Below are 24705 nucleotides of genomic sequence, written 5' to 3'. Positions count from 1 at the left end.
GAGCTGCCGGGCTGGCAATCAGCGCCGCGCTCGGCCAAGCTGCGTCCATCAATGACTCGACATCAGGAGATTCAGCCATGCGCTGGTCAGTTCTCAGCCTGTTTGGCTTTCTCAGCCTATTTGCCGCGACACCTTCGGTTCAAGCCGCCGGGGAGGACTATGGCGTACTGATCATTTCCCGCGAGCGCCTGGAAGTCGCGACCTCCTGCGAGATTGGCGTTTACATTCACGATCAGCTGTCGGCGCGGTTGTTCCAGGAACAAAGCACCTCGTTCAACCTGCCGCCGGGCAATGTGTCCTTGCGCCTGAAGCTGCTGCCGGGCCAGGCGCCGGGTTGCAATCCGGGCATGCTCGCACCGGGTTCGCAGACCATCACGCTCAAGGCCGGTGATGTGCTGAAGTTCCGGATTGCGATGACGCAGGAAGGGATGTACCTCAAACCCGCTGCTCTGGAATATTGAGTCGCCGGTAACAAAGATCAAAAGATCGCAGCCTCGTTGCACTCGACAGCTCCTACAAGGTTTCGTATCCCCTGTAGGAGCTGTCGAGTGCAACGAGGCTGCGATCTTTTGATCTGAGACATGGCGCTTGACCTTGCCAGCATGGCAAGGTTGATCCTGTAGGTATCTTCTACAGGGAGCGTGACCGATGTCCGAATCCACCACTTTCGATCTGCCGATTGCCGGCATGACCTGCGCCAGTTGCGCAGGGCGTGTCGAGCGTGCCTTGAGCAAAGTCATCGGCGCCTCTGCCGTCAGCGTCAACCTCGCCACCGAACAGGCCCGGGTTCAAGCGCCCAGCGGCAGCCTGCCGGCCTTGATGGACGCCGTGCAGCAGGCTGGTTACAGCGTGCCGCAGCAGAGTCTGGAATTGAGCATCGACGGCATGACCTGCGCCTCCTGTGTCGGCCGGGTCGAACGAGCGCTGGCCAAGGTGCCGGGAGTCAAAAGTGTCAGCGTCAACCTGGCCAATGAACGAGCCCACCTTGAGCTGCTCGGCCAGATCGATCCGCAAACCCTGATCGGCGCAGTGACCAAGGCGGGCTATAACGCCAGTGTCTGGGAAGTCGAACACCCGCAAACCGATAATCAACAACAGCGCCTGCACCGCGAGCGTTGGGCCTTGATCATGGCGATCTTCCTCGCCGCGCCGTTGGTGCTACCGATGTTGCTGCAACCGTTCGGCGTGCACTGGATGCTCCCGGCCTGGGTGCAATTCGCGTTGGCCACGCCGGTGCAATTCATCTTCGGTGCGCGCTTTTACGTCGCTGCCTGGAAAGCCGTGCGCGCCGGTGCGGGCAACATGGATTTGCTGGTCGCGTTGGGCACCAGCGCCGGTTATGGCTTGAGTCTCTATGAATGGGCCACCGCCGCCGGGCGCATGCCGCACCTGTATTTCGAAGCCTCGGCGGTGGTGATTGCCTTGGTGTTGTTGGGCAAATACCTGGAAAGCCGCGCCAAGCGCCAGACCGCCAGTGCCATTCGCGCCCTCGAAGCCTTGCGACCCGAGCGAGCGATTCAGGTGATCGACGGTCGCGAGCAAGATGTCGCCATCAGCGCATTGCGTCTGAATGATCTGGTCATGGTCAAACCCGGCGAGCGCTTCCCGGTGGACGGTGAAGTGGTCGAAGGCCAGAGCCACGCCGATGAAGCACTGATCAGCGGCGAAAGCCTGCCGGTGCCCAAACAACCCGGCGACAAGGTCACCGGCGGCGCGATCAATGGCGAAGGCCGGTTGCTCGTTCGCACCCTGGCCTTGGGCGCGGAAACCGTGCTCGCCCGCATCATCCGCCTGGTCGAAGACGCTCAAGCGGCGAAGGCACCGATCCAGAAACTGGTGGATAAAGTCAGTCAGGTTTTTGTCCCTGCGGTTCTGCTGATTGCATTGGCCACCTTGATTGGTTGGTGGTTGTACGGTGCTCCGATGGAAACGGCGCTGATCAATGCCGTGGCGGTATTGGTGATCGCTTGCCCGTGCGCCCTGGGGTTGGCCACGCCGACAGCGATCATGGCCGGCACCGGCGTGGCAGCGCGCCACGGGATTCTGATCAAGGACGCCGAAGCATTGGAGCGTGCCCATGAAGTCAGTGCGGTGGTATTCGACAAGACTGGCACGCTGACTTCGGGCACTCCGCGAATCGCTCATTTGAGTGCAATCAACAATGACGAATCGTCCTTGCTACAAATGGCCGGCGCCCTGCAACGCGGCAGTGAACATCCGCTGGCCAAGGCGGTTCTGGACGCTTGCGCCGAACGCGGCTTGACCGTGGCCGATGTCAGCGACAGTCAATCACTGACTGGCCGTGGCATCGCGGGCACTCTCGACGGTCGTCGATTGGCGCTGGGCAATTGTCGTCTGCTGGAAGAGAGCGGCTTGAGCGCCGGTGAATGGGCTGAGTCTGCTGCCGCGTGGGAAACCGAAGGCCGGACCCTGTCCTGGCTGATCGAGCAAAGCTCCGAGCCACGAGTAATGGGCCTCTTCGCTTTCGGCGACACCCTCAAACCCGGCGCGCTGCAAGCCGTGCAACAACTCAGCGCACGCAACATCAGCAGCCACCTGCTGACCGGCGATAATCGCGGCAGTGCCAAAGTGGTCGCCGAGGCGCTGGGCATCACGGATGTTCACGCCGAAGTACTGCCGGCGGACAAAGCCGCCACCGTCGCCGAACTGAAAAAAAACGGGGTCGTGGCGATGGTCGGCGACGGCATCAACGACGCTCCCGCCTTGGCCGCCGCCGACATCGGCATCGCCATGGGCGGTGGCACCGACGTTGCGATGCACGCAGCCGGGATCACCCTGATGCGCGGCGACCCACGGCTGGTACCGGCGGCGCTGGAGATCAGCCGCAAGACCTACGCGAAGATTCGTCAGAATCTGTTCTGGGCCTTCGTCTACAACCTGATCGGTATTCCGCTGGCAGCGTTCGGCTTTCTCAACCCGGTGCTGGCCGGTGCGGCCATGGCGTTGTCGAGCGTCAGCGTGGTGAGCAATGCGCTACTGTTGAAAACCTGGAAACCCAAGGATCTGGAGGACAACCGATGAACATCGGCCAAGCGGCCCGCCAAAGCGGCCTGAGCGCGAAGATGATCCGTTATTACGAATCCATCGGCTTGCTCAAGGCCGCCCATCGTACCGACAGCGGCTATCGGGTTTATGGCGACGACGACCTGCACACCCTGGCGTTCATCAAGCGCTCCCGGGACCTGGGGTTCTCACTGGAAGAGGTCGGCAAACTGCTGACCCTCTGGCAGGACCGCCAACGAGCCAGCGCCGATGTGAAGGCCCTGGCCCGTCAGCACATCGACGAGCTGAACCAGAAAATCCGCGAACTCGGCCAACTGCGCGACACCCTGCAGGACCTGGTCGAACACTGCCACGGTGATCACCGTCCCGACTGCCCGATCCTCAAGAACCTGGAGTCGGGCTGTTGCGCACAACCCGCTCGCCCCTGATCGCCAGCCCCTTCACCACCAACAAGGTGGTGAGGGGAATGCCGTGGAACAACAGCACCACGGCACCCGGCGTCCACCATGAATAGAACGGCGCGGCGATCAGCATACCGACGCCGAACCCGGTCATTTGCAACAGCGTCAGGAAGCTGAAAATCGGCAGGCGCAGGCTGTCCGGTTCGCGCTGCAGACGCGACATCAGACCGACCTCCGAGAAGCCGTCGCCTAGACCCGCCGGCAGCGCGAACAGCAGTAGCCCGTAAAGGGTCTGCTGCTGAAACATCAGGATGAAGCCGCAGAACATCAGCAATACACCGAAGAAGAATCGCCGCTCCAGGTTCAGGTTGTCCGAACCTTTCAGCCGGCTGGCGATGCGCGCACCGATGAGTTTTCCGCTGGCCCAGACCGCCAACATCAGGCCCAGCGTGGTGCTGGCCGACTCGGGTGTCAGCAGTCTGGAAATGATCGGAAACCCCACGTTGTGCGCGGCACTGCCAAGGGTGTCAGCCATGGCCACCGCGAGCATCGCCGCCACCACCGGTGTGCTGCGCAGCCCTTGGCGCAGGGCCGCCCATTCGCCACGTTCGTGGGTGGGTTCGTCACTGGGCGCAGGGTGTGAAAAACGCAGCGGCAAGATGAACAACGCGGCCAGCAAATAAGTGACCACGTTCAATGCAAACACTGTTTCAAAGCCGAATGCTGCCACTAAAAGCCCCGACACTAGGCTTCCACCGACCATGGCGGCCGATGACGCCGAAGTGATCCAGGCGTTGGTCTTGAGCAGGTGTTCGCTTTCGATCAGGTGTGGCAATTGGCTGTTGAGACCGATGGCGAACATCGAGTTGCCGAATCCCAGGCCGAAAGCGATCACCGGTAAGAGCAACATCTGCTGGGTGACCGGCAGCACCAGCAGCAGACCCAGCAGTCCGGCGCGTAACAGGTCGAAGGCAATCAGCGGCAGGCGCCCGGCCCAACGGCGATAAAACGTCGTGCCGATGAGGCTGGCGAAGATTCCACCGGCCACACGGCTGGCGAGGAAGATGCCGACGCTCATGGCGCTGTTGCTGAGCAGGTAGACGTAGGTGGCCAGGGCGACCATGTTGAGGAAGGCGCCGAAGTCCGAGACCAGACGTGCGGTGATGATGAGTTGGGCGTTGCGGGGAGAATTCACATTCAGTCCTTGAGTGTGGGTGTCGCGATTTATCGAACTACGGATATCTATGTGGGAGCGAGCTTGCTCGCGATAGCGGTGTGTCAGTCCCATCAATTTTGGCTGTCACACCGCTATCGCGAGCAAGCTCGCTCCCACCTTTGATCTCCAGCGTTTGGAGATCAGGTGACAAGCATTTACAAAAAACCCGGCCAAGGCCGGGTTTTTCGTTAACCAATCACTGCATCCAAGGCGGAGGCGGCTCTTCGGTTTTGCCTGGTGGCGCATCATCTGCCGCGCGCACCGCTTGTTTGCGCTCTTCATCAAGGCGTGCCGCCTCGATCTCGCGCATGATCCCGCCAACATCGGCCAACTCTTCCGGCTCGTCGAACTCGCCGGTCAAGATGCTGGCCGGGTGCAAGGTGCCGGCTTCGAACAGGGCCCACATTTCCTTGGCGTACTTGGTCTTTTTCAACTCCGGCGCAAACCGCCCGAAGTAGGACGCCATGTTGCCGACATCCCGCTCCAGCATGCTGAACGCGTGGTTGTTGCCCGCCGCGTCGACCGCTTGCGGCAGATCGATGATCACCGGGCCGGTCGGGGTCAGCAGTACGTTGAACTCCGACAGGTCACCGTGCACCAGACCGGTACACAACATCAGCACGATCTGCGAAATCAGGAACGCGTGATACTCGCGCGCCTGATCCGGTTCCAGCACCACGTCGTTCAGACGCGGCGCGGCATCACCGTACTCATCGGCCACAAGCTCCATCAACAGCACGCCTTCAAGGAAGTCGTAAGGCTGAGGGACCCGAACGCCAGCACCGGCCAGACGGAACAATGCCGCCACTTCGGCATTCTGCCAGGCGTCTTCGGTTTCTTTCTTGCCGAACTTGGAGCCCTTGGCCATCGCACGAGCCTGACGGCTGTTGCGCACCTTGCGGCCTTCCTGATACTCGGCCGCCTGACGGAAACTGCGTTTATTCGCCTCCTTGTAGACCTTCGCGCAACGTAACTCGTTGCCGCAGCGCACCACATAAACAGCTGCTTCTTTACCACTCATGAGTGGGCGCAGCACCTCGTCGACCAGACCGTCCTCGATCAGGGGTTCAATGCGTTTTGGAGTCTTCATCAGCTTTTATTGAGGGTCCTTTATTACCAAACACGCGAAAGTCATTCGTTATACGGCAATCCACTCATTCGGGGGAGGGGTTGCCGACCTATGAACGTTCAAGTGACCGTCAACAAGCACACAATGTGCCGGATTAATCGGTCAGCAACCGCCGGTCGTCATCGGCCGCCACAGATCATAGCTGACCCTGCGTCACTTGGTGCTGAAGGGCTAAGCGGGTATTTGCGACAGAAGCTGACATCTCGATTCATACCCTTCGTAGGATTTTTCTCAATAGGCCTCAATTTCCGCCTCGGCCAGCCGAAGTCATCAGAGACAAAGTGATTTGTCCGACAATCGTTCTGCCAATATCCGCGAGTCATCTGCACTGCGTGGGCCTACAAGAAAAATCTGGAGCGCGGATGAACATCAAACAGAAGTTGACCTGGGCGTTTGCAATCATCGCCTGCTTGCCGGTGGTGCTGGTCGCTACCCTGGTTGTGCTGAACTTGCGCAGTGATGCCAAGGACAGTTTCGTTGACGGCAGTGGCCGCGAAATTCGTCAGGTCAGCAACGCCATGCAACTGTTCTTTGACGGCATCAGCCAGAACGTGGATTACCTGGCAACCCAACCGCTGATCAAGAATTCCGACGACAGCCTCAAGACCTACATGAGCGCCAACGCCGAGAGCATTCCTCAAGGCGAGATGGACAAGAAGGTCTTTGGCCTCCTGCAGGACCTGGGCAACAGTCACCCGTCCTACGCCTATGCCATCCTCGGCACCGCGGCGGGCGGTTATGTGTCCTGGCCGGACGATGCGAAGCTGAGCAATTACGACCCGCGCCAGCGCCCGTGGTACAAGGCTGCCCAGGCCAAACCGGGCAAGCCGTTCCGCACTGAGGCCTATTACTGGGCCCAGGACGACGCGACGTACGTCAGTACCGTGCGCACCATCGACAACAAATTGGGCACCAATGGCGGCGTGGTCAGCATCGACGTGACGCTCAAGCAGCTCACCGAAATCGTCAAACAGATCAAGCTCGGTGAAACCGGCTACCTGATGCTGCTGGAAAACACCGGCACCGTGCTGGTCGATCCGAAGCAACCGGAACACAACTTTAAAGCGCTGAGCAGCCTCGGCGAAGGCTACGCACAACTGGCCAAGGCCGGCAAAGGGCTGGTGGAAGTCGAGTTGAACGGCGAACGCTATATGGCCAACGTCTGGCCGTCTGAGCAGCTGGGCTGGACCTTTATCGGCCTGATCAAGCAGACCGACGTGATGAGTTCGGCCACTCAGCTGACCTGGCTGATCGCGATCATCGCCGCCGTGCTGGCTGTGTTCTTCGCCATCGTCGGCGCCAGTTTCGCCAGCCTTATCGTGCGACCGATCCGCAGCGTGGCCAGCGGTCTGGAAGGCATCGCCCAAGGCGAAGGCGACCTGACCAAGAACCTACAAATCCGTGGCAGCGACGAAACCGCGCAACTGGCCAACTGGTTCAACCAGTTCTTGGCGGCAATTCGCAACCTGATCCAGAGCATTGGCGGCGCCGCGACCAAGATCCTCGCCACTTCCAAGAGCTCGACCCAGGTCTCCAGCGACATGGCCGAAGCCGCCGGGCGTCAGCGTGAAGCAGTGGACATGGTCTCCACGGCGTTCCACGAAATGGTCGCCACCGCCAACGAAGTCGCACGCTCTTGCAGCCAGGCGGCGGAATCGGCCGACAGCGGCCAGCGCCAGGCGCGTGAAGGTCAGCAGCAGATTGATGCGGCAGTGACCAGCGTTGATCGCTTGAGCCAGGAAATCGAACAGTCGGCCCAGTCGATGCAACAGCTTGAGCGCGACAGCAACGACATTCAGTCAATCCTCGGGACCATTCGCTCGATTGCCGAACAGACCAACCTGCTGGCGCTGAACGCGGCCATCGAAGCGGCACGGGCCGGTGAACAGGGTCGTGGTTTTGCGGTGGTCGCCGATGAAGTTCGGGCGCTGGCCAAACGCACGGCGGATTCCACGGCGGAAATCGACGGCTTGCTGGGCAACCTCGCCAAGCGCACCAGTCAGGTGACTCAGCAAATGCACGCCAGCCTGGAAGTGTCCCAGCAATCGGTGACGCGGATCGGTGAAGCGCGCAGCAGTTTTGGGCTGATTCGGGAGTCGGTGGATGTGATTCGCGACATGAATACCCAGATCGCTACCGCGGCGGAAGAACAGCATCAGGTGGCGGAAGACATCAATCGGCACATCAGCCAGATTCATGGTGATGCGCAATTGGTGGCGGAACTGGCGAACTCGGCGCGTCTGGATTCGCAGAGTCTGGCGGGGTTGTCGAATGAGCTGGATGGGTTGGTTCGACGCTTCAGAACCTAAAGATCAAAAGATCGCAGCCTTCGGCAGCTCCTACAGGGGATCGGCGTACATCCTGTAGGAGCTGCCGCAGGCTGCGATCTTTTAGCGTCGTCACTGCTTGAACAATTCACCGGGGGTAAACCCGAACAGGCTTTTGAACGCCGCAATAAACGCCGAAGTCGAGTCATACCCACAAGACAGCGCGGCATTCGTCACGCTGTCCCCCTCCTCCAGCAAACTCAACGACGACAGCAACCGCATCCGCTGGCGCCACCCTCGAAAGCTCAACCCGGTTTCCCGCTGGAACAACCGCATCAAGGTCTTCTCCGACGTCCCCAATCGCTCGGCCCACGCCTGCAACGTCACATTGCGCTCAGGGCTTTCGATCAGCTCGTTGCACAACCCCAGCAACCGTTCATGGCGCGGTAACGGTAGCGAGAAGCCGACCTCCGGCAGATGCGCCAGCTGATCCAGCAACACACTCACCAGCCGCGATTCCTGGCTGTCGCCCTGTGGATATTCAGCCGGCAGCAAACAAAAACTTTTGATCAGCTCCCGGGCCAGCGGCGTCACTTCCAGCACCCGGCAACGCCCGTCCGCCCATTCACAATCCTCGCGGCGCACATAGAGGCTGCGCATCTCAGCGCGCATCGAAGTCACCACCTGGTGTTCGAGATCAGCCGGAATCCAGATGCCCCACTGCGGCGGCGCAAAGAAACTGCCTTCGGCGGTGTGCACACCGAGAACACCGCTGATCGCGTAGGAAAACTGCACCCAATCGTGTCGATGCGGCGGCGTCCATGAACCGGCGTTGAGACTTTCCGCACGGGCATACAGCGGACGCGGCAACGCCGTCAGCGTCGGAATCGTCCGCTCGAGGGAAAGTTGTCCGTTAGTCGGCATTGATTGGCCTTATGTCGCAAGACGGCTGGTGAAGCCGACGTTAGGCTAAGTCACCAATTCTTACAAATGTATTCGGTGCCTGTTATGCATGCCTTCAAACACCTCAAACGCGTGGTCACCGACTGGTTCTTGTGCGGCATGTTGATCGCCACGCTGCTGGCGTATTTCTTCCCGACCTTTGGTGCCACCGGCGGCGGAATGCACGCTGAATACGTGATCAACATCGGCGTGTTCCTGGTGTTCTTCCTGCACGGGGTCAACCTGTCCAGCGAGCAGATCACTCACGGCCTGAAAAACTGGAAGCTGCACGTGATGGTCCAGGGTTTCACCTTCGCGGTGTTTCCGCTGATCTGGCTGCTGAGCGACAAGCTATTGGGTTCGCACATTCCGTCACTGCTGATGCTGGGCTTCCTGTACCTCTGCGCCCTGCCCTCGACCATCTCCTCGTCCGTGGCCCTGACCGGCAGCGCGGGCGGCAACGTACCGGCGGCGATTCTCAACGCGAGCCTGTCCAGCGTGCTGGGGATTTTCCTGACGCCATTGCTGGTGAGTTTCGTGGTCGGCAGCGGCGCGGGCGGTATCGATCTAGGCTCAACCCTGCTCGACCTCTGCGCCATGTTGCTGTTGCCACTGGTACTCGGCCAATTGGTTCGGCCGTTCCTCGGCAAGTTCTTCGCCCGCCACAAGCGCTACACCAACATCGCCGACAAGCTGGTGATCCTGTTGCTGGTCTACGCAGCGTTCTGCAATTCGATGGTCTCGGGGATGTGGCAAAAGCAGGGCAACAGCGTGATCCTCACGGCACTGATCGGCAGCGCGATCCTGCTGGCGATCATCCTGTGGATGACCACCCGCACCGCTCGCGCGTTGAAATTCAGCCCGGCCGATGAAATCGCCGCGGTATTCTGCGCCAGCAAGAAATCCCTGGCCGCCGGTGCGCCAATGGCCGCGCTGATCTTCGGCGCCAACCCGGGGCTTGGGCTGATCCTGTTGCCGATCATGATCTACCACCCGTTGCAGCTGATCGTCTGCTCGGTCATGGCCGAGAGTTACGCCAACCGCAACCGGCAGTTAGCCGCACAGCAAAGCGCCGCAGTCCTCAGCGCTCAATAATCACTGTAATGCCCTGGCCACCGGCGGCGCAGATCGAGATCAAGCCTCGACCCTTGCCCGCCGCATCCAGCAACTTCGCCAAGTTGGCAACGATGCGCCCGCCGGTAGCGGCAAACGGATGCCCCGCTGCCAGTGAACTGCCTTTGACGTTGAGGCGACTGCGGTCGATGGAGCCCAGCGGTGCATCAAGCCCGAGGCGGGTTTTGCAATATTCCGGATCCTCCCAGGCCTTCAGCGTGCAGAGCACCTGCGCGGCGAAGGCTTCGTGGATTTCGTAGTAATCGAAGTCCTGCAAGGTCAGGCCATTGCGCGCCAGCAAACGCGGCACTGCATACACCGGCGCCATCAACAATCCTTCCGCACCGTTGACGAAATCCACCGCCGCCGTCTCGCCGTCGCGCAAATAGGCAAGGATCGGCAGGCCACGCTCCTTGGCCCATTCTTCACTGCCCAGCAACACCAGCGATGCGCCATCGGTGAGCGGCGTCGAGTTGCCCGCCGTCAGGGTACCCTTGGCGCTTTTCTCGAAGGCCGGTTTCAGTGAGGCCAGTTTTTCCAGGGTCAGGTCCGGGCGCAGGTTGTTGTCGCGGGTCAGGCCTAGGAACGGTGTCATCAAATCGTTGTGCCAGCCTTCGGTGTAGGACGCGGCCATTTTCTGGTGACTTTCAAACGCCAGTTGGTCCTGTTCGTCGCGCGGAATGTTCCAGGCCTGGGCCATCAACTCGCAGTGCTCGCCCATCGACAGACCGGTGCGCGACTCGCTGATGCTTGGAAAGTCGGGCATCAAATGGCGGGGACGCAGTTGCAGTAAGGCTTTCAGTTTGTCGGCAGTGGTTTTGGCGCGGTTGGCCTGCAGGAGGATCTTGCGCAGGCTTTCGTTAACACCTATCGGCACGTCCGAGGCCGTGTCGACGCCACCGGCGATTCCGCATTCGATCTGGCCCAACGCGATTTTATTCGCCACCAGCAACGTCGCCTCCAGCCCAGTGCCGCAGGCTTGCTGGATGTCGTAAGCCGGGGTGGTTGGCGACAGCCGCGAGCCGAGCACACATTCGCGGGTCAGGCTCATATCCCGGGCGTGCTTGGCCACCGCCCCCGCCGCCACCTCGCCCATGCGCAAACCGTGCAGGTTGTAGCGTTCGATCAGACCTTCGAGCGCGGCGGTGAGCATCGCCTGATTACTGGCGGTGGTGTACGGCCCGTTGGAACGGGCGAAGGGGATACGGTTACCACCAATAATCGCAACGCGGCGCAGCTGAGTCATGAAAAGCTCCTGATGAAATAACCAAATTGAGAACACCGCCCCCTTGTAGGAGCCGAGCTTGCTCGCGATGGCGGTGTATCAGCTACATTGATGTCGACTGACACACTGCCATCGCGAGCAAGCTCAGCTCCTACAATAGCCAAGCGTAGGCCTAATCTCGTGGATCGAACGACTGATCGCCATTCATGGTCCACACTTTGAACCCCAGCTGCTGGAGCGCGTTCCATGTCTGACCGTTATATCGACTTCGCCAATTCGTCCATCGGCCATCGTGTGGTCGGGGCCCTGGGTCTGCCGTTGCCGGTTCGGCTGGAGCGCTGGCAAGCAGGCCGGCTGCGGCCTGTCGAGGGGGCGCTGTTGTTAGGCGGAGGCCCGTTGACGGAGAAAATCGGCACCTTCGCCAACCGCCTGACCGACGCAATTTACACCTACGGCACCGAGCCTTCACTGGCCACCGCGTGGATTCCCGGCCACGGCCCCAAACTCAAAGCCGTGGTGTTCGACGCCAGCGACCTGGTGCAAACCGATCAACTCAAACAGCTGCGCGAGTTCTTCCAGCCACTGATAAAAAACCTTGATCACAGCGCGCACCTGGTGATTCTGGGGCGCGCGCCGGAGACCTTGAGCGATCCATTCGCCGCCAGTGCCCAGCGAGCGTTGGAAGGTTTCAGCCGTTCGTTGGCCAAGGAGCTGCGCAGCGGCGGCACCTTGCAGCTGATCTATGTCGGCGAAGGAGCGGAGGATCAACTGGAAGGCCCGCTGAGGTTTTTCCTCTCGCCCAAAAGTGCATTCGTTTCCGGGCAAGTGATTCGCTTGAATGCCTGCAACACGCCGGTGCTGGACTGGACTCGTCCGTTGTCCGGCCGCAAGGCGCTGGTCACGGGTGCGGCACGCGGCATCGGCGCCTCCATCGCAGAAACCCTGGCCCGTGACGGGGCCGAAGTGATCCTGCTCGACGTAGCACCGGCCAAGACTGATCTCGAAGCCCTCGCCGCACGCCTCGGCGGGCGCAGCATCACCCTGGATATTTGCGCCGAAGACGCCGCCGCGCAGTTGGTCGAGCAACTGCCCGACGGCATCGACATCGTGGTCCACAACGCCGGCATCACCCGGGATAAAACCCTGGCCAACATGACCCCGGAATTCTGGGACGCGGTGTTGGCGGTCAACCTCAATGCCCCGCAAGTGCTGACCAAGGCGCTGCTCGACAGCGGCACCTTGCACGACAACGGCCGGGTGATCCTGCTGGCGTCCATCAGCGGCATCGCCGGCAATCGCGGGCAAACCAATTACGCAGCGAGCAAGGCCGGGCTGATCGGTCTGGCCCAGGCCTGGGCGCCGCTGCTGAATGAGCGCGGCATCAGCATCAATGCGGTAGCACCCGGTTTCATCGAAACCCAGATGACCGCGCATCTTCCGTTCGGCGTGCGTGAGGCCGGGCGGCGCATGAGTTCGCTGGGCCAGGGCGGTCTGCCGCAAGACGTCGCCGAAGCGGTGGCGTGGCTGGCTCAACCGGGCACCGGCGCGTTCACCGGGCAAGCGTTGCGAGTGTGCGGACAAAGTGTTTTGGGGGCTTAGGCATGATCATCGATTGGCACATACTCAACCGCGAACCGAGCCTGTCGGGACTGTACGTGCGGGCCGCAACGCGACGCAAAATCACCGGCACCACCCTGCCCGATTCGGGATTGCGCTGCTGGATCAATGTCGACCCTAAGCGCCTGGCGGATTATCGCAAGGTCTGCGGTTTTGCCGAAAACGGTTTGCTGCCGCCGACCTATCCACACATCCTTGCGTTCGCATTGCAGATGCAATTGCTGACGGCCAAGGAGTTCCCGTTCCCGCTGCTGGGGTTGATTCACCTGAGCAACCGCATTCGCATCTTTCGCCCAATGGGCGGCGTGAATCGCGTGCGGGTAAGCGTTCAAGTGCAAAACCTTCAGCCCCATGAAAAGGGCGCGACGTTCGATTTGGTGACGACACTCGACGATCAGTTGGGGGCGTTGTGGGAAGCTGAAAGCCAGATGTTGTGTCGCGGGGTCAAACTCGCAGGCGAGCCCGTCGAGGACGTGTTGGCGTCGACACTGGAGATGTCGGAAGTCGCCCGCTGGAAAGCGCCGTCGGACATTGGGCGGCAGTACGCCAAAGTGTCCGGCGACTACAACCCGATTCACCTGAGTGCCGTCAGCGCCAAACTCTTCGGTTTTCCGACGGCCATCGCTCATGGGTTGTGGAACAAGGCCCGAACCCTTGCGGCGCTTGCCGATCATCTGCCCGCGGCGAATGTCGAGATTGCGGTGCAGTTCAGGAAACCGGTGCGGTTGCCCAGTGAGGTGACATTGCTGGCCAGTGCGGCAGGGTCGAGCGGGGATTTGCTGTTGGTGGGTGCGGGGGATCTTGAGCATATGGTGGGGCATTGGCGGCCGGTTGCCTGATCTGCCATTGCCCTCACCTTGTGGCGAGGGAGCAGGCTCGCTCGCCACACAGTCGCTTACCCCCCACCTGACTTACTTCGGTGGATAGTTCGCCAATATCCGTCCCACCGTTTCACGTATCGCCGTGCTGCGATCCGACGGGTTTGGTGTGCGACTGAGTATCTGCTCGTCACTGCCGCGCCACACCAGTTTGCCGTCCTTGCCGTCGAGCAGGTCGATCTGGATGATCGCCACTTTGTAGCTGACGTTACGGGTTTCGTTGTACATCGGCCCACCCCAGTAGCCATTCCATGGATTACCCCAAGCGCCGCCGTAGTTGGTGGTCACTTGTTGCTGGCGTTGTTCGACGATCAGATAGGTCTGCACGCTCAAATCGCCCTTTTGCCCACCCGCAGCCGGACGCAGACCACGCTGATCCAGCTGTTCCGTCACCGATTGGCGGATGCGTTGTTCAGTCAGGTCGCTCTTGATCCGTGGATCATCGGGCCGATATTGCAGGGCGGGTTCTTTCCAGCTCCAGCTGCGATAGGCGGCGAAGTCGCGGCTGGCATCGAAGTCATGATTGACCTGGCTGCCGGCGCAGGCACTGAGCAGTACGGCCACAGCCAGTAAAGCGAGACGGCGGAACATGATATTTCTCCGGTTGAAGACATGAACCTGCGTAATGCTTCTTAACTACAGAAGCTAACTAGGAGGATACGCCGACATCGCCTTTTCTACAGCCTCCCGTATCGCATCGGCACGCTCGCTCTGGCTGCCGCGATTGCTGGTTTCGGCGCTGGCACTCCACACCGGTTGACCGCTCTGGGCGTCAAACAAATCAACCCGCACCACCACGACCTGTTCCTGATAAGTCCGAACGATCGGCACGGTGTTATACATGCCGTAACCGCTGCCGTAGCGGTTGTAACCGCCATAGCCGCCGCCGTAATAACCATAGTCATCCCGAACCTGACGCAGGCGGGTTTCCAGGTGCAGTTCAGCGCTGACAAACAGGTCGGCCGGGCGGTTATCGTGCAGCGGGCGCAAGCCACGTTGATCGAGCGCATTGCTGACGGCTTCGGCGACCTGCGCCGAATCCGCCCAGGCGCTGCCCGGCGGCAGTTGCCCGTTGAGCCAGGCCCAGCTGCGGTAACGCCCGTAGTCGCGCGGCGCGGCCGGGTAGGCGCTGCGGTCAAAGGTGTTGGCCGCCTGAGGCGGCGCGGGTGGCAAGGGGTTGGATGACGCCACATAAGGGTTGCTGCCCTGACAGGCCGCCAACCCGAGACAGATCACCAATAACCCCAGACTACTGTTCATTTCGCGCTCCGATCAGACCGGCCGACAGATCCAGTGCAAGTAGCGCCCAAGCCCGGCAAAGCTTGGGTGACGACGGTGGGCCAGTTCCATTTCCAGCAAGTCCACCAGTTCGGCGCGGGCCTGGAATTCCACCGGCATGTAGTCGTGAAAAACCCGCACCCCGCTCTGGGTTTCGACCTGCCACAGGCCTTCAAGTTGCGCCGCCAGTTCCCGTGGATCAAGGGGCTGTTGCGGAGTGAGGCTTTGCTTTTCGCCGGCCATGTCGTTCTTGCGCATCTTGCGGAAGTGGCCTTTGAGCAGGTTGCGATAGATCAACGCATCGCGGTTGTAGAAGGCCAGGGACAACCAGCCATCCTGCTTGGTCAATTGATGCAGGACCGGCAGGATCGCGTGAGGTTCGGCCAGCCATTCCAGCACCGCGTGGCACAGCACCAGGTCGTAGGGTTCGGTGAGTTGGCCGAGCAGATCCTGCCACGGCGCCTGAATGAACGTTGCTGTTTGCCCGGCGTCGGCAAAGCGCTGGCGGGCGCCTTCGAGCATCGGCTCGGCGGGCTCGGCCAGCGTGACCTCATGACCACGTTGGGCCAGCCACAACGACATGTGGCCCAGACCGGCGCCGATGTCCAGTACGCGCAACGGCCGGTCCGGCAAGGTTTCGGCCAGGTCGGCCTGAAGCACCGCCAGACGGATCGCGCCTTTGGCACCGCCGTAGATTTTTTCGGCGAAGCGGGTTGCCAGTTGATCGAAATGACGGTCGCTCATCAGCTGAACCTCCGTTCGCTGTCCGCGAGTTTGCTGCGCACGACTTCATTCATGTCCAACCCCAACTCGCTGCACAGCAGCAGTAGATAGAGCACGATGTCACCGATTTCCTGCCCGGCATGGGCGAGTGTGTCCGCCGGCAACTGGCGCGACTGGTCTTCGGTCAGCCACTGGAAAATCTCCACCAGCTCGGACATTTCCACGCTCGCGGCCATGGCCAGGTTTTTCGGGCTGTGAAATTGCCGCCAGTCATTGCGGTCACGGATGGCGTGCAGGCGTTCGGTCAGTTCAACAAGGTTCATCGGGCTCTCCTGAAGGCGTATAGCTTCGGGGGGATGACGGGGGAAGGCAAGCGTCTCGGTGCGGTGCGGATCTTTACACCATAATCAAAAGATCGCAGCCTGCGGCAGCTCCTACGGGAACTCGGTACCCTGCTCGATAGCCCAAGGCTCAAGTCCGGCAACCACGCCACCACTTTCATCAAGGACGCTCACGACATGCAGGTAGAAAGTTTTTTCGAATGGCTCGGCCAGGCACTTGGTTCGGTTATCCGTTTCATCGTTGACGGCCTCAGCGGCTTGTTCAATCTGCTGAGCCACGCCGGCAGCAACTTTGTCGAAGGGCTGTCCCGTGCGCTGGGCATGGACGCGTCGATCATCAGCATCATTGCGCTGATTTTGGGGTTGATGCTGTTGTGGTCGGCGATTCGGGCGTTCATGAATGCGTCGATCATCATGGGGATTATCTGGTTGCTGCTGGGGTTGTGGTTGTTGAGCTGGATTATTCATTAAGGCAGCCCCTTAACCCCTGTGGGAGCGAGCTTGCTCGCGATGAGGCCGGCACATTCAACATCCATGTTGATGGTCAGACCGCCATCGCGAGCAAGCTCGCTCCCACAATGGATCGCTGCAGATTTCCAATGTGTCGCTACAATGCCGCTCCCCCAAGGAGCCTGCATGTCCAACCTGATCGCCGACTGGCGCGACCGCCCTACCCATCGTCGAGTCTGGGCGCTCGCTGCGCCGATGATTCTCTCGAACATTTCCGTACCGCTGGTGGCGCTGGTCGACAGTACCGTCATCGGCCACTTGCCCCACGCCCATCAGTTGGGCGCCGTCGCGGTCGGGGCCAGCCTGTATACCTTTCTCGCCTGGGCCATGGGTTTTCTGCGCATGGGCACCACCGGGTTCGCCGCACAGGCCGCCGGGCGTGAGGACGGCGCGGCATTGCGGCAGATCTTGCTGCAGGGCCTGTTGCTGGCCATGGGACTGGCCATTGTCCTGGGAGCACTGGGTGTGCCGTTGAGCGGGGTTGCGCTGCATTTCATGCAGCCGTCGGCGGAGCTGGATCAGTTGACCCGCGAGTTTTTCCACACCCGCCTGTTCGGTCTGCCGGCGGCGCTGGCCAGTTATGCGCTGGTCGGCTGGTTCCTCGGCACTCAGAACGCCCGGGCGCCGCTGGCCATTCTGCTGAGCACCAACCTGGTGAACATCGCGCTGAACCTGTGGTTCGTCCTCGGGCTGGAATGGGGCGTAGTCGGTGCGGCCCGAGCGTCGGTAATTGCCGAATGGACCGGCGCGCTGATCGGCCTGCTGATGACCCGCAACGCCCTGCGCGCCTATCCCGGCCACATCGCCTGGGCCGCGTTGGCGTTGTGGCAGAGCTGGCGGCCGCTTTTGGCGGTCAACCGCGACATTTTCATCCGCAGCCTGGCGCTGCAATCGGTGTTTTTCCTGATCACCGTGCAAGGCGCGCGACTGGGTGACGCGACCGTCGCCGCCAACGCGCTGCTGCTCAACGGTTTGCTGCTGACCGCCCATGCGCTGGACGGCCTGGCCCACGCGGTGGAAGCCCTTTGTGGGCATGCCATTGGTGCTCGTGATCGAGAGGCCCTGCGTCGCTCATTGGTGGTGGCTTGCGGTTGGTCGTTGCTGGCGAGCCTGGGTTTTGCCGTGCTGTTCCTGTTCGCCGGGCATCTGTTTATCGAGATGCAGACCAACATTCAGAGCGTGCGCGACACGGCGTTTATCTACCTGCCCTACCTCGCCGCGCTGCCGCTGATCGCGGTCGGGAGTTACCTGCTCGACGGGCTGTTTATCGGCGCCACTCGTGCCCGGGAAATGCGCAACGGCATGCTGCTGACGGTGGTTTTGTTGCTGCCGTTCGCTTGGGCGCTGCAAGGTTTGGGCAACCATGGACTGTGGATAACCTTTCTATTGTTCATGTTGCTGCGCAGCCTGACCCTCGGCGCGTTTGCCTGGTATCTGCACAAAAACGACGGCTGGTTCGCAGGCAAAGCTCACTGAATCGGCGTGGCTTTGACGAAGGCCGTGACCACATCCAGCACCGGAGCCAAACCGCGCATCGGCCGCGACAGCGTCGCCACCAGCGTGGCGTGGCTGGGGCGCGAGAAATACAGGTCCTGCACCGGCACGCCCGCCTCGCGCAGTTTGCGCGCCAGACCACCGGTGTTGCGGGCCGGGTTGACCAGTTCATCGTCGCTCGCCGCGATCAACAAGGCCGGCGGCGAGCCACGACTGACATGATTGATCGGCTGCGACCGGGGTGGTGAGTCCGGCCAGAAAAACACCGGGCGCACCTGCGGATTCTTGATCGGCAGAAAATCATAAGGCCCGGCCAGACCGATCCAGCCGCTGAGGTTGTGCGGCGACAGACCCACCGCCCCCAGTAACCCGGGATCCAGCGCCAGCATCGCGACGTTGTAAGCCCCGGAACTGTGGCCCATCAGGTACAACCGCTGCGGATTACCGGAATACTGCCGAATGTGTTCATGGGTCCAGGCCACGGCTCGGGCGCCATCTTCAAGGAACAGTGGATAACGCACCTGCGGATACAACCGATAGTCCGCCAGCACCGCCACAATTCCCCGGGACGCCAAGGCTTCGCCGACAAAAGCGTAATCGCTGCGTGAACCGCTGTTCCAGCTGCCGCCATAGAAAAACACCACCACCGGGGCGTTTTTTTTGGGAGGGCGTGGCACATACACATCGAGTTTTTGCCGCGGATCAGGGCCATAGGCAATGCCCTCGGCCTTGTCGCAGAATGCGTCGGGGGTCAGCGCATTGAGCAACTTCAGCGGCGAGCACGCCGTCATCACAGCCAGCATTACGCCGCCGATTATCAGGCTGAACAACCGCCGCTTGGTGCTCGCCATCGAAGTTGAACCTCGTGTTCAGGGCTGATCGTTCTGCCACCGGTTGCGCAGGCTATCGAGACGTTCCTGCTGGGTGAGTCCTGGCAATGCGTGCCCAGGCAATGCGCCGGGGTACTGCAAGCGTAGCCATAACCAGTCATCGAGTACCGGGCGCTCGGTAAAATCCAGCGCCAGCCCTTCCTGCACGTAGGACCACAGCGTGTTGTAGTCAGTCCCTGTAGATCGACTCCAGTGCCAGGCATGTTGCTCCAGCAGGCAGGTTTGCAGTTTTTCCTGCTGACGAGGACTGAGGTTTTCTTCAACCGCCAAAGGGCTGACGGCAAGCCCCGGATTGACCAGCTGCTGCCAGCCCTGACTGCCGATCGCGCGGTCGGCCCACGTCCCGCCGAACCAGCGCAATTGGCTGATAGGACCCAGCCAGCGACTCAGCTCCTGCGCATCGCAGGCATCGAAAAAGTAACTGGCCGTGTGCGGGTTGTAGTAACTCAACAAGGCTCGGTGATGCAGACCGAAAGTGACCGTGAGCATGCGGCGCAAATGCTCCAGCAACAGAGGCGACAACGCTTCGCTGGCCATCAGCAAGCCGCGCCAGAGGGGCACTTCGCTGTCACATAACCCGACCAGCGCAGGGCATGTCCGAAGGTCGATCAGGGCCGGGCCGTGTTCACGCAACGCATGCCACTCAGTGCCTTCGAACAACCAGAACCACCGGGCATGCGCAAACTTCTGTTGCAGCATCGCCCCCGCCTGTGGCGCACCCGGCACATCCAGCAATAGCCATTGCGGGGTCGCGGCGATCATGCCGCACCGCTCTGGCCAAACTGCATCGCCGCCCGGCAGGTGCAGAGGGCCTGCGTGCAATGGTTGAAACTGCCGCCACCGGGCAGCAGACATAGCAACATCAATGGCTCGCTCGATTGCAGAAACTCCAGCAAGCCCTCGACATCATCTGTCGCGGATGTGCGCGGCGGGCCGACCTCCTCAGCCTTTTCAACGGACGCAGGGGTGTGAAGAAATCCGGTAATCAGCGGCTGATCCGGATCCCCCTCGATAAAGCTAACCACCACCTCGACCCCCTCACTCAACTGCGTGACTGCCGCGTCGCCCAGTTCAGCGGCCAACGGCAGCCAACAGTGGCTGGGCACCGCGCCCTCGCCCTGATAGAGCCAGTCAAATTGCACGGCAACCGGTCTGGACGGATCGGGGCATGACTCATCAATGTTGACCACCCAGGCCCGTTGCAGGCTGTGCATCCTGGGTTGCACTGCGCAATGAGGCGATACAAAAGGCACCTGCCAGTGAATCGCGCGGATCTGGTTGCTGTAGGACGCCGTTAAATCCTGGCTACCCTGATGCTCGACGTGAGTCAGCAGCCAGAGATCATTCCAGTCGGCAATCGGATGGCCGGACAGCGGCATCAACTGACCGCTGCGCAGTGTCGTCAGGTCCGTCCGACCTTCGGCAATCGACGCGGTTCGTTGCCCAGCGCACCCCAGAAGCTTGAACTGACGCACGGCCGGTTGCTCGCTCTCGACCTGAAAGACCGCGCTCTCACCGAATCGAAAGTGCCCCTGACAATCACCGAAAACCACGCAATGCCCGCGCTCGCCGTGTTCGAAATGGTAGTGAAGCCGTTCCTGAGCACATAGACGCTGGATAAATTGCAGATCCGATTCGTGGTACTGCGTACAGAAATCACGGCGCGGGTAATTGCCCCCCAGCTCAAAACGCCGATTCTTGCCGGCAATACCGTGCTCCTTGAGCACCTGACTGAGGATTTGCGGCACCGAGCGCGCGCTGAAAATTCGCTGGCTAAAGCGCAGGGAAAGGCACGCCAGCTTCGGCCCCAGACGTACGCGGCAGAGCCTGACAGCCGGGTCATGATCACGCTGGACGAGTTCATGCAATTGTCCGTGAAAGCCGTTTCCCGCAGGCCCGACATGCAGAAAGGCCGGACGGTACAGCAGGCTTGCAAGGTCGAGTGTCGGGTCATCGATCAGCAGATCCACGTTGAACACAAAAGGCTCGCTGATGGCTTCACTACCGGTAAACGCCAAGACCTCAAAGGGGTCGGGCAGACCCTCTACATCCAGACGAAATGACGGCTCGTTGGCTGGATCGAACATCGGCGATTCTCTACAGGAGGGGCGGTCGGGGATTCTCTCCGAGAGAGTTGGCCGAGTAGAGTGCCGAAGTACAACTTAGGAAATGACCTACGCGAAAAGAAGACCACGTCGCTTGGATGGCCAAGAATGTAAGTCATTTCGCTTGAAATCAGAGAGGCATCCCACCAAGTCATCTGAAATTTCCGCTACGTGCGGAACATTTTCAGACAACCTGATGAGAGCAGTGCCTTACCTCAAGAAGACAGGTAAGAGGAACGGGTCAGACCCAGACGCAGCGCGTCGAGGAACTGGGTACGCTCGGCGGCGGTGATGCGGGCACTGGCGCATTTGTCGCGGTAGTGGGTCATCAACTCTTCCGGCGACAAGTGCACGTAACGCAGCATGTCTTCGATAGTGTCGTGGGTTTCGATACCCGCGTGGTACACGCTGCCGTCAGCGTTCTGATAGATGTTCACCGAGTCGGTGTCACCGAACAGGTTGTGCATGTCGCCGAGGATTTCCTGGTAGGCGCCGACCAGGAAGATACCCAGCAGGTAGTCTTCACCGTCGTTCAAACCGTGAACCGGCAGGCTGGTTTCGATGCTTTGCTCGTCGACGTATTGCTTGATCTTGCCGTCGGAGTCGCAGGTCAGATCTTGCAGCACGGCACGGCGCAGCGGCTCTTCGTCGAGACGGTGCAGCGGCAGGATCGGCAGGACCTGGCCGATGGCCCAAGTGTCCGGCAGGCTCTGGAATACCGAGAAGTTGCAGATGTACTTGTCGGCCAGCTTGTCGTTGAGTTCGTCGAGCACCTGACGGTGCGAACGCTGACGAGCCTTCAACGAGTTGTGCAGGCGACGGCACACGGCGAAGTAGCATTGCTCGGCCAGGGCTTTCTCGGCCAGGGTCAGCTTGCCATCGGCGTACTGGGTCGCGATGTCGCTCATGTAGTGAGTGGCGCGCCAGTAGGTTTCGGTGACCATCTCGATGTCGGTCGGGCCCAGCAGGTCAACCAGCCACTGCACGGTTTCCGGCAGTTCTTCCTTGTTGTCGATCTGCGGCACGTCGTCGTTGTGCTTCTCGACGTCGGTCACTTGCACCACCAGCATCGCGTGGTGAGCGGTCAGGGAACGGCCGCTTTCGGAGAAGATGTTCGGGTGCGGCAGGTTCTGCGCGTCGCAGAATTCCTTGAGCATCCCGACCACAACACCGGCGTAATCGTCCATGTCGTAGTTGATCGAGCTGGCGTTACGCGAGTGCGTACCGTCGTAGTCCACGCCCAAACCGCCGCCGACGTCGATGTGATCCACCGGCAGGCCGAGGTTGCGCAGTTCGCCGTAGTAACGAATCGCTTCCTTGAAGCCGTGTTGGTAGTCCGCCAGGTTGGCGATCTGCGAGCCCATATGGAAGTGCAACAGGCGAATGCCCTGATCCAGGCCAGCCGCGCGGAAACGCTCGACCACCGACAGCAATTGCGCCGCCGACAGACCGAACTTGGATTTCTCGCCACCGGTGTCAGCCCATTTGCTCGACGCCAGGGACGACAGACGAACGCGCAGACCAACCTGTGGTTTGACCTTGAGCGAGGCGGCTTCTTCGATCACCAGCGCGACTTCGGATTCTTTCTCGATCACGATGAACACGTTGTGGCCGAGCTTCTGGCCCATCAGCGCCAGACGAATGAACTCGCGATCCTTGTAGCCGTTGCAGACGATGGTGCCGCCCTTCGGCGCCAGGGCCAGCACGGCCAGCAGCTCAGGCTTGGAGCCGGCTTCAAGACCAATGGACACGTCTTGGGTCGCGATGATGTTCTCGATCACCGCTTCTTGCTGGTTCACCTTGATCGGGTACAGCGCGGTGTACTTGCTCTGGTATTCCAGACGCTCGATGTTAGCGTCGAAGGCGCCGGTCAGCTGACGCACGCGGTCTTGCAGAATGTCAGGGAAACGCACCAGCAACGGCAAGGACAGGCCGCTTTTACGCAGCTGGTCGACTTGCTCGAAGAGGTCGATAGGCGAACTGGTCGGACCGTTCGGACGAACTTCGACGCGACCGGCGTCATTGATCGCGAAGTACCCGGCCCCCCAATGGCGAATCCCGTAAACACTGCGGCTGTCCGCAACTGTCCATTGGCTGCCATCGTCTTTGCGTGTGCGTCGTACGGACATTGAAGTCCCCTATAAAGAAGTCATAGAGCGTCGCCTGTGTTCAGGCCGGCGCAGTCTAAAGAATGAAAATGACGGTTCGTCAACGAGGGGATAGACCTCGCTGACCGCAGTGAGTTTAGAAACCGGTCAGAACAGGCTCTGTGAAAACCATGTAGACGACGCCAGACCTGAATCGGATCAGGGCTGGATCAAGCCGAGGGTGGTTTTCACAGAGGCTGCTAGCCGCCGGACTTCTTCGCTTTGAAACCGTGTTTGATCAGCTCGGCCAAGAGTAGCTCGACATGATCGCCCTGGATTTCAATGATTCCGTCTTTCAACGCACCACCGGTCCCGCAACGTTTCTTCAACGTGGTAGCCAGGTCCTTGAGTGCGTCTTCGGCCAACGGCACGCCGGTGATGGTGGTCACCGTCTTGCCGCCACGGCCCTTGCTTTCGCGACGCACGCGAGCGATGCCGTCGCCGGCCGGGATAGCGGTCTGTTTGCAGATGCAGGCATCCACCGGTTTACTGCAATCCGGGCAATGACGACCTGCGTCGGTGGAAAATACCAAGCCACCAAGGGCGGCGAAGGATGCGGCTTTTTTGGCCACCGGCAATCCTCTTGGGAGGACAAAGACTGGTCGCGGCAACTTGGGCAAGTGCCATCGACCGCGAAGCCCCACTCAGGCAGGGGCAGCGCTACTGAAAACGTACAACACTGTGTATGCGTGTAGGAGCTGTCGAGTGCAACGAGGCTGCGATCTTTTGATTTTGATTCAACGGTAAAATCAAAAGATCGCAGCCTCGTTGCACTCGACAGCTCCTACAAGGTCGCGCAGTGTAACGGCAAAAAGCCGACTTGCTAAGAGCCAATCGGCGCCAATTTATGCCTCTTTTGCGACGTCCGACCCACGGGCGCGGAGATAGCGCTTCAATGCGGCCAGAGAGTCCGGGCAATAAGGCTTTTGCTGGATTTCCAGCAGGACCTGATCGACGGGGATGAAGCGCGCTTCAAGGACTTCTTCGGGTTGCAGGATCAATGGACCGTCCCACACCGCCGAAAACGCCGAACACCAGAGCCGGTTGCCGGTGTCTTCGAAGAAAAAGTGATCATGGGCAGTCAATTCCACACCGCTCACGCCCAGCTCTTCTTCCAGCTCGCGGGCAGCGGATTCGGCGTAGCTTTCGGTGGCGAGCACCATGCCCCCTGCCGCTACGTCCCAGAAACCAGGATAAATGGCTTTGCTCAGCGTGCGTCGATGCACGCAGAGTTCACCGGCAGAATTGAACAGCATGATGTAAGTGCCGCGCCCGATCAGCCCGCGCTCACGCAGGTCGGAGCGGACCAGGGCGCCGAGCAGGTTGTCCTGCTCGTCAACCCAGGCGATCTGTTCGGCATCCGAGGCCGCGCGGTGCGCGACCTCTCTGGCGCTATCGACCATGA

Annotated in this window: 23 protein-coding genes and 1 pseudogene; 10 read left to right on the top strand and 14 right to left on the bottom strand. The window is 60.7% G+C overall.

The features are described from left to right. Positions 1-77: 77 nt before the first annotated feature. The 3 genes from ACA079_RS03170 to cueR all read left to right on the top strand — a co-directional run bounded on the left by ACA079_RS03170 (position 78) and on the right by cueR (position 3452). Positions 78-461: a hypothetical protein gene (locus ACA079_RS03170; protein ID WP_497702550.1), complete on the top strand. Its 384-nt coding sequence runs from the start codon at positions 78-80 to the stop codon at positions 459-461. Between the two features lie 187 nt (positions 462-648). Then, positions 649-3042, top strand: coding sequence for a heavy metal translocating P-type ATPase (locus ACA079_RS03165; protein ID WP_497702549.1), 2394 nt, complete (start codon positions 649-651; stop codon positions 3040-3042). Then, complete coding sequence (cueR, locus tag ACA079_RS03160) at positions 3039-3452, top strand: Cu(I)-responsive transcriptional regulator (RefSeq protein WP_008156539.1); 414 nt, start codon at positions 3039-3041, stop codon at positions 3450-3452. Before ACA079_RS03165 ends, cueR begins: the two co-directional genes overlap by 4 nt. Here the strand turns inward: cueR and ACA079_RS03155 are convergent. After that, the gene (locus ACA079_RS03155) at positions 3406-4620 is read right to left on the bottom strand and encodes an MFS transporter (protein WP_497702548.1); all 1215 of its coding nucleotides are present in this window, start codon (positions 4618-4620) and stop codon (positions 3406-3408) included. The two genes, cueR and ACA079_RS03155, sit on opposite strands and share 47 nt — an antisense overlap. Before the next feature lie 217 nt (positions 4621-4837). Next, positions 4838-5731: a PA4780 family RIO1-like protein kinase gene (locus ACA079_RS03150; RefSeq protein ID WP_129438758.1), complete on the bottom strand. Its 894-nt coding sequence runs from the start codon at positions 5729-5731 to the stop codon at positions 4838-4840. Positions 5732-6132: 401 nt separating this feature from the next. Here ACA079_RS03150 and ACA079_RS03145 point away from each other — a divergent pair. Then, a pseudogene (locus ACA079_RS03145) lies at positions 6133-7221 on the top strand (cache domain-containing protein); the annotation flags it as partial. Between the two features lie 90 nt (positions 7222-7311). Next, a complete protein-coding gene (locus ACA079_RS03140) occupies positions 7312-8079 on the top strand; it encodes a methyl-accepting chemotaxis protein (protein WP_371916927.1) in 768 nt (255 codons plus the stop codon). Between the two features lie 90 nt (positions 8080-8169). On the opposite strand, the gene ACA079_RS03135 is transcribed toward ACA079_RS03140, so the two are convergent. Continuing rightward, positions 8170-8961: an AraC family transcriptional regulator gene (locus tag ACA079_RS03135; RefSeq protein ID WP_497702547.1), complete on the bottom strand. Its 792-nt coding sequence runs from the start codon at positions 8959-8961 to the stop codon at positions 8170-8172. 84 nt (positions 8962-9045) lie between these two features. Between ACA079_RS03135 and ACA079_RS03130 the strand changes: the two genes are divergently transcribed. Then, positions 9046-10074, top strand: a complete 1029-nt coding sequence (locus ACA079_RS03130; RefSeq protein WP_497702546.1) for a bile acid:sodium symporter family protein — start codon at positions 9046-9048, stop codon at positions 10072-10074. Here ACA079_RS03130 and ACA079_RS03125 read toward each other — a convergent pair. After that, positions 10061-11338, bottom strand: a complete 1278-nt coding sequence (locus tag ACA079_RS03125) for an acetyl-CoA C-acetyltransferase (RefSeq protein ID WP_497702545.1) — start codon at positions 11336-11338, stop codon at positions 10061-10063. The two genes, ACA079_RS03130 and ACA079_RS03125, sit on opposite strands and share 14 nt — an antisense overlap. Before the next feature lie 225 nt (positions 11339-11563). Between ACA079_RS03125 and ACA079_RS03120 the strand changes: the two genes are divergently transcribed. After that, positions 11564-12916 (top strand): 3-oxoacyl-ACP reductase, encoded by a 1353-nt coding sequence (locus ACA079_RS03120; RefSeq protein WP_497702544.1) that lies wholly within the window; start codon positions 11564-11566, stop codon positions 12914-12916. A 2-nt stretch (positions 12917-12918) separates the two neighbouring features. Further along, positions 12919-13773 carry a MaoC family dehydratase gene (locus ACA079_RS03115; protein WP_497702543.1) on the top strand — a complete coding sequence of 285 codons (855 nt, stop codon included), beginning with the start codon at positions 12919-12921 and terminating at the stop codon, positions 13771-13773. Positions 13774-13845: 72 nt separating this feature from the next. Here the strand turns inward: ACA079_RS03115 and ACA079_RS03110 are convergent, their stop codons facing one another. From ACA079_RS03110 to ACA079_RS03095, 4 genes are read right to left on the bottom strand one after another with little or no spacing between them, the layout of a single operon-like run. Continuing rightward, positions 13846-14403, bottom strand: coding sequence for a DUF4136 domain-containing protein (locus ACA079_RS03110; protein WP_497702542.1), 558 nt, complete (start codon positions 14401-14403; stop codon positions 13846-13848). A 54-nt stretch (positions 14404-14457) separates the two neighbouring features. After that, the gene (locus ACA079_RS03105) at positions 14458-15072 is read right to left on the bottom strand and encodes a DUF4136 domain-containing protein (RefSeq protein WP_497702541.1); all 615 of its coding nucleotides are present in this window, start codon (positions 15070-15072) and stop codon (positions 14458-14460) included. A gap of 12 nt (positions 15073-15084) precedes the next feature. Continuing rightward, positions 15085-15834, bottom strand: a complete 750-nt coding sequence (locus ACA079_RS03100) for a methyltransferase (RefSeq protein WP_129438807.1) — start codon at positions 15832-15834, stop codon at positions 15085-15087. Beyond that, the gene (locus tag ACA079_RS03095; protein ID WP_129438809.1) at positions 15834-16136 is read right to left on the bottom strand and encodes a MazG-like family protein; all 303 of its coding nucleotides are present in this window, start codon (positions 16134-16136) and stop codon (positions 15834-15836) included. The genes ACA079_RS03100 and ACA079_RS03095 overlap by 1 nt, the downstream gene beginning before the upstream one ends. Positions 16137-16331: 195 nt before the next feature. Between ACA079_RS03095 and ACA079_RS03090 the strand changes: the two genes are divergently transcribed. After that, the gene (locus ACA079_RS03090) at positions 16332-16625 is read left to right on the top strand and encodes a hypothetical protein (protein ID WP_033059560.1); all 294 of its coding nucleotides are present in this window, start codon (positions 16332-16334) and stop codon (positions 16623-16625) included. Positions 16626-16790: 165 nt separating this feature from the next. Further along, on the top strand, positions 16791-18140 hold the full coding sequence (locus ACA079_RS03085; protein WP_497702540.1) for an MATE family efflux transporter: 1350 nt from the start codon (positions 16791-16793) through the stop codon (positions 18138-18140). Here ACA079_RS03085 and ACA079_RS03080 read toward each other — a convergent pair. From ACA079_RS03080 to ACA079_RS03055, 6 genes are all read right to left on the bottom strand, one after another. After that, a complete protein-coding gene (locus tag ACA079_RS03080) occupies positions 18134-19009 on the bottom strand; it encodes an alpha/beta hydrolase (RefSeq protein ID WP_497702539.1) in 876 nt (291 codons plus the stop codon). The two genes, ACA079_RS03085 and ACA079_RS03080, sit on opposite strands and share 7 nt — an antisense overlap. An 18-nt stretch (positions 19010-19027) precedes the next feature. Then, the gene (locus tag ACA079_RS03075) at positions 19028-19810 is read right to left on the bottom strand and encodes a DUF4123 domain-containing protein (RefSeq protein ID WP_497702538.1); all 783 of its coding nucleotides are present in this window, start codon (positions 19808-19810) and stop codon (positions 19028-19030) included. Next, on the bottom strand, positions 19807-21135 hold the full coding sequence (locus tag ACA079_RS03070; RefSeq protein ID WP_497702537.1) for a contractile injection system protein, VgrG/Pvc8 family: 1329 nt from the start codon (positions 21133-21135) through the stop codon (positions 19807-19809). The genes ACA079_RS03075 and ACA079_RS03070 overlap by 4 nt, the downstream gene beginning before the upstream one ends. Before the next feature lie 233 nt (positions 21136-21368). Then, entirely contained in the window at positions 21369-23282 is a 1914-nt protein-coding gene (gene speA, locus ACA079_RS03065) for an arginine decarboxylase (RefSeq protein WP_095127310.1), read from the bottom strand. Positions 23283-23500: 218 nt separating this feature from the next. Then, on the bottom strand, positions 23501-23872 hold the full coding sequence (locus ACA079_RS03060) for a translation initiation factor Sui1 (protein ID WP_497702536.1): 372 nt from the start codon (positions 23870-23872) through the stop codon (positions 23501-23503). Positions 23873-24145: 273 nt separating this feature from the next. Further along, positions 24146-24703 carry an NUDIX hydrolase gene (locus ACA079_RS03055; RefSeq protein ID WP_497702535.1) on the bottom strand — a complete coding sequence of 186 codons (558 nt, stop codon included), beginning with the start codon at positions 24701-24703 and terminating at the stop codon, positions 24146-24148. Positions 24704-24705: the final 2 nt, after the last annotated feature.

This window comes from Pseudomonas sp. LBUM1645 (assembly GCF_059716185.1).
The sequence above is the reverse complement of the archived record's forward strand: the minus strand, read 5'-3'. Positions and strand labels throughout refer to the sequence as shown.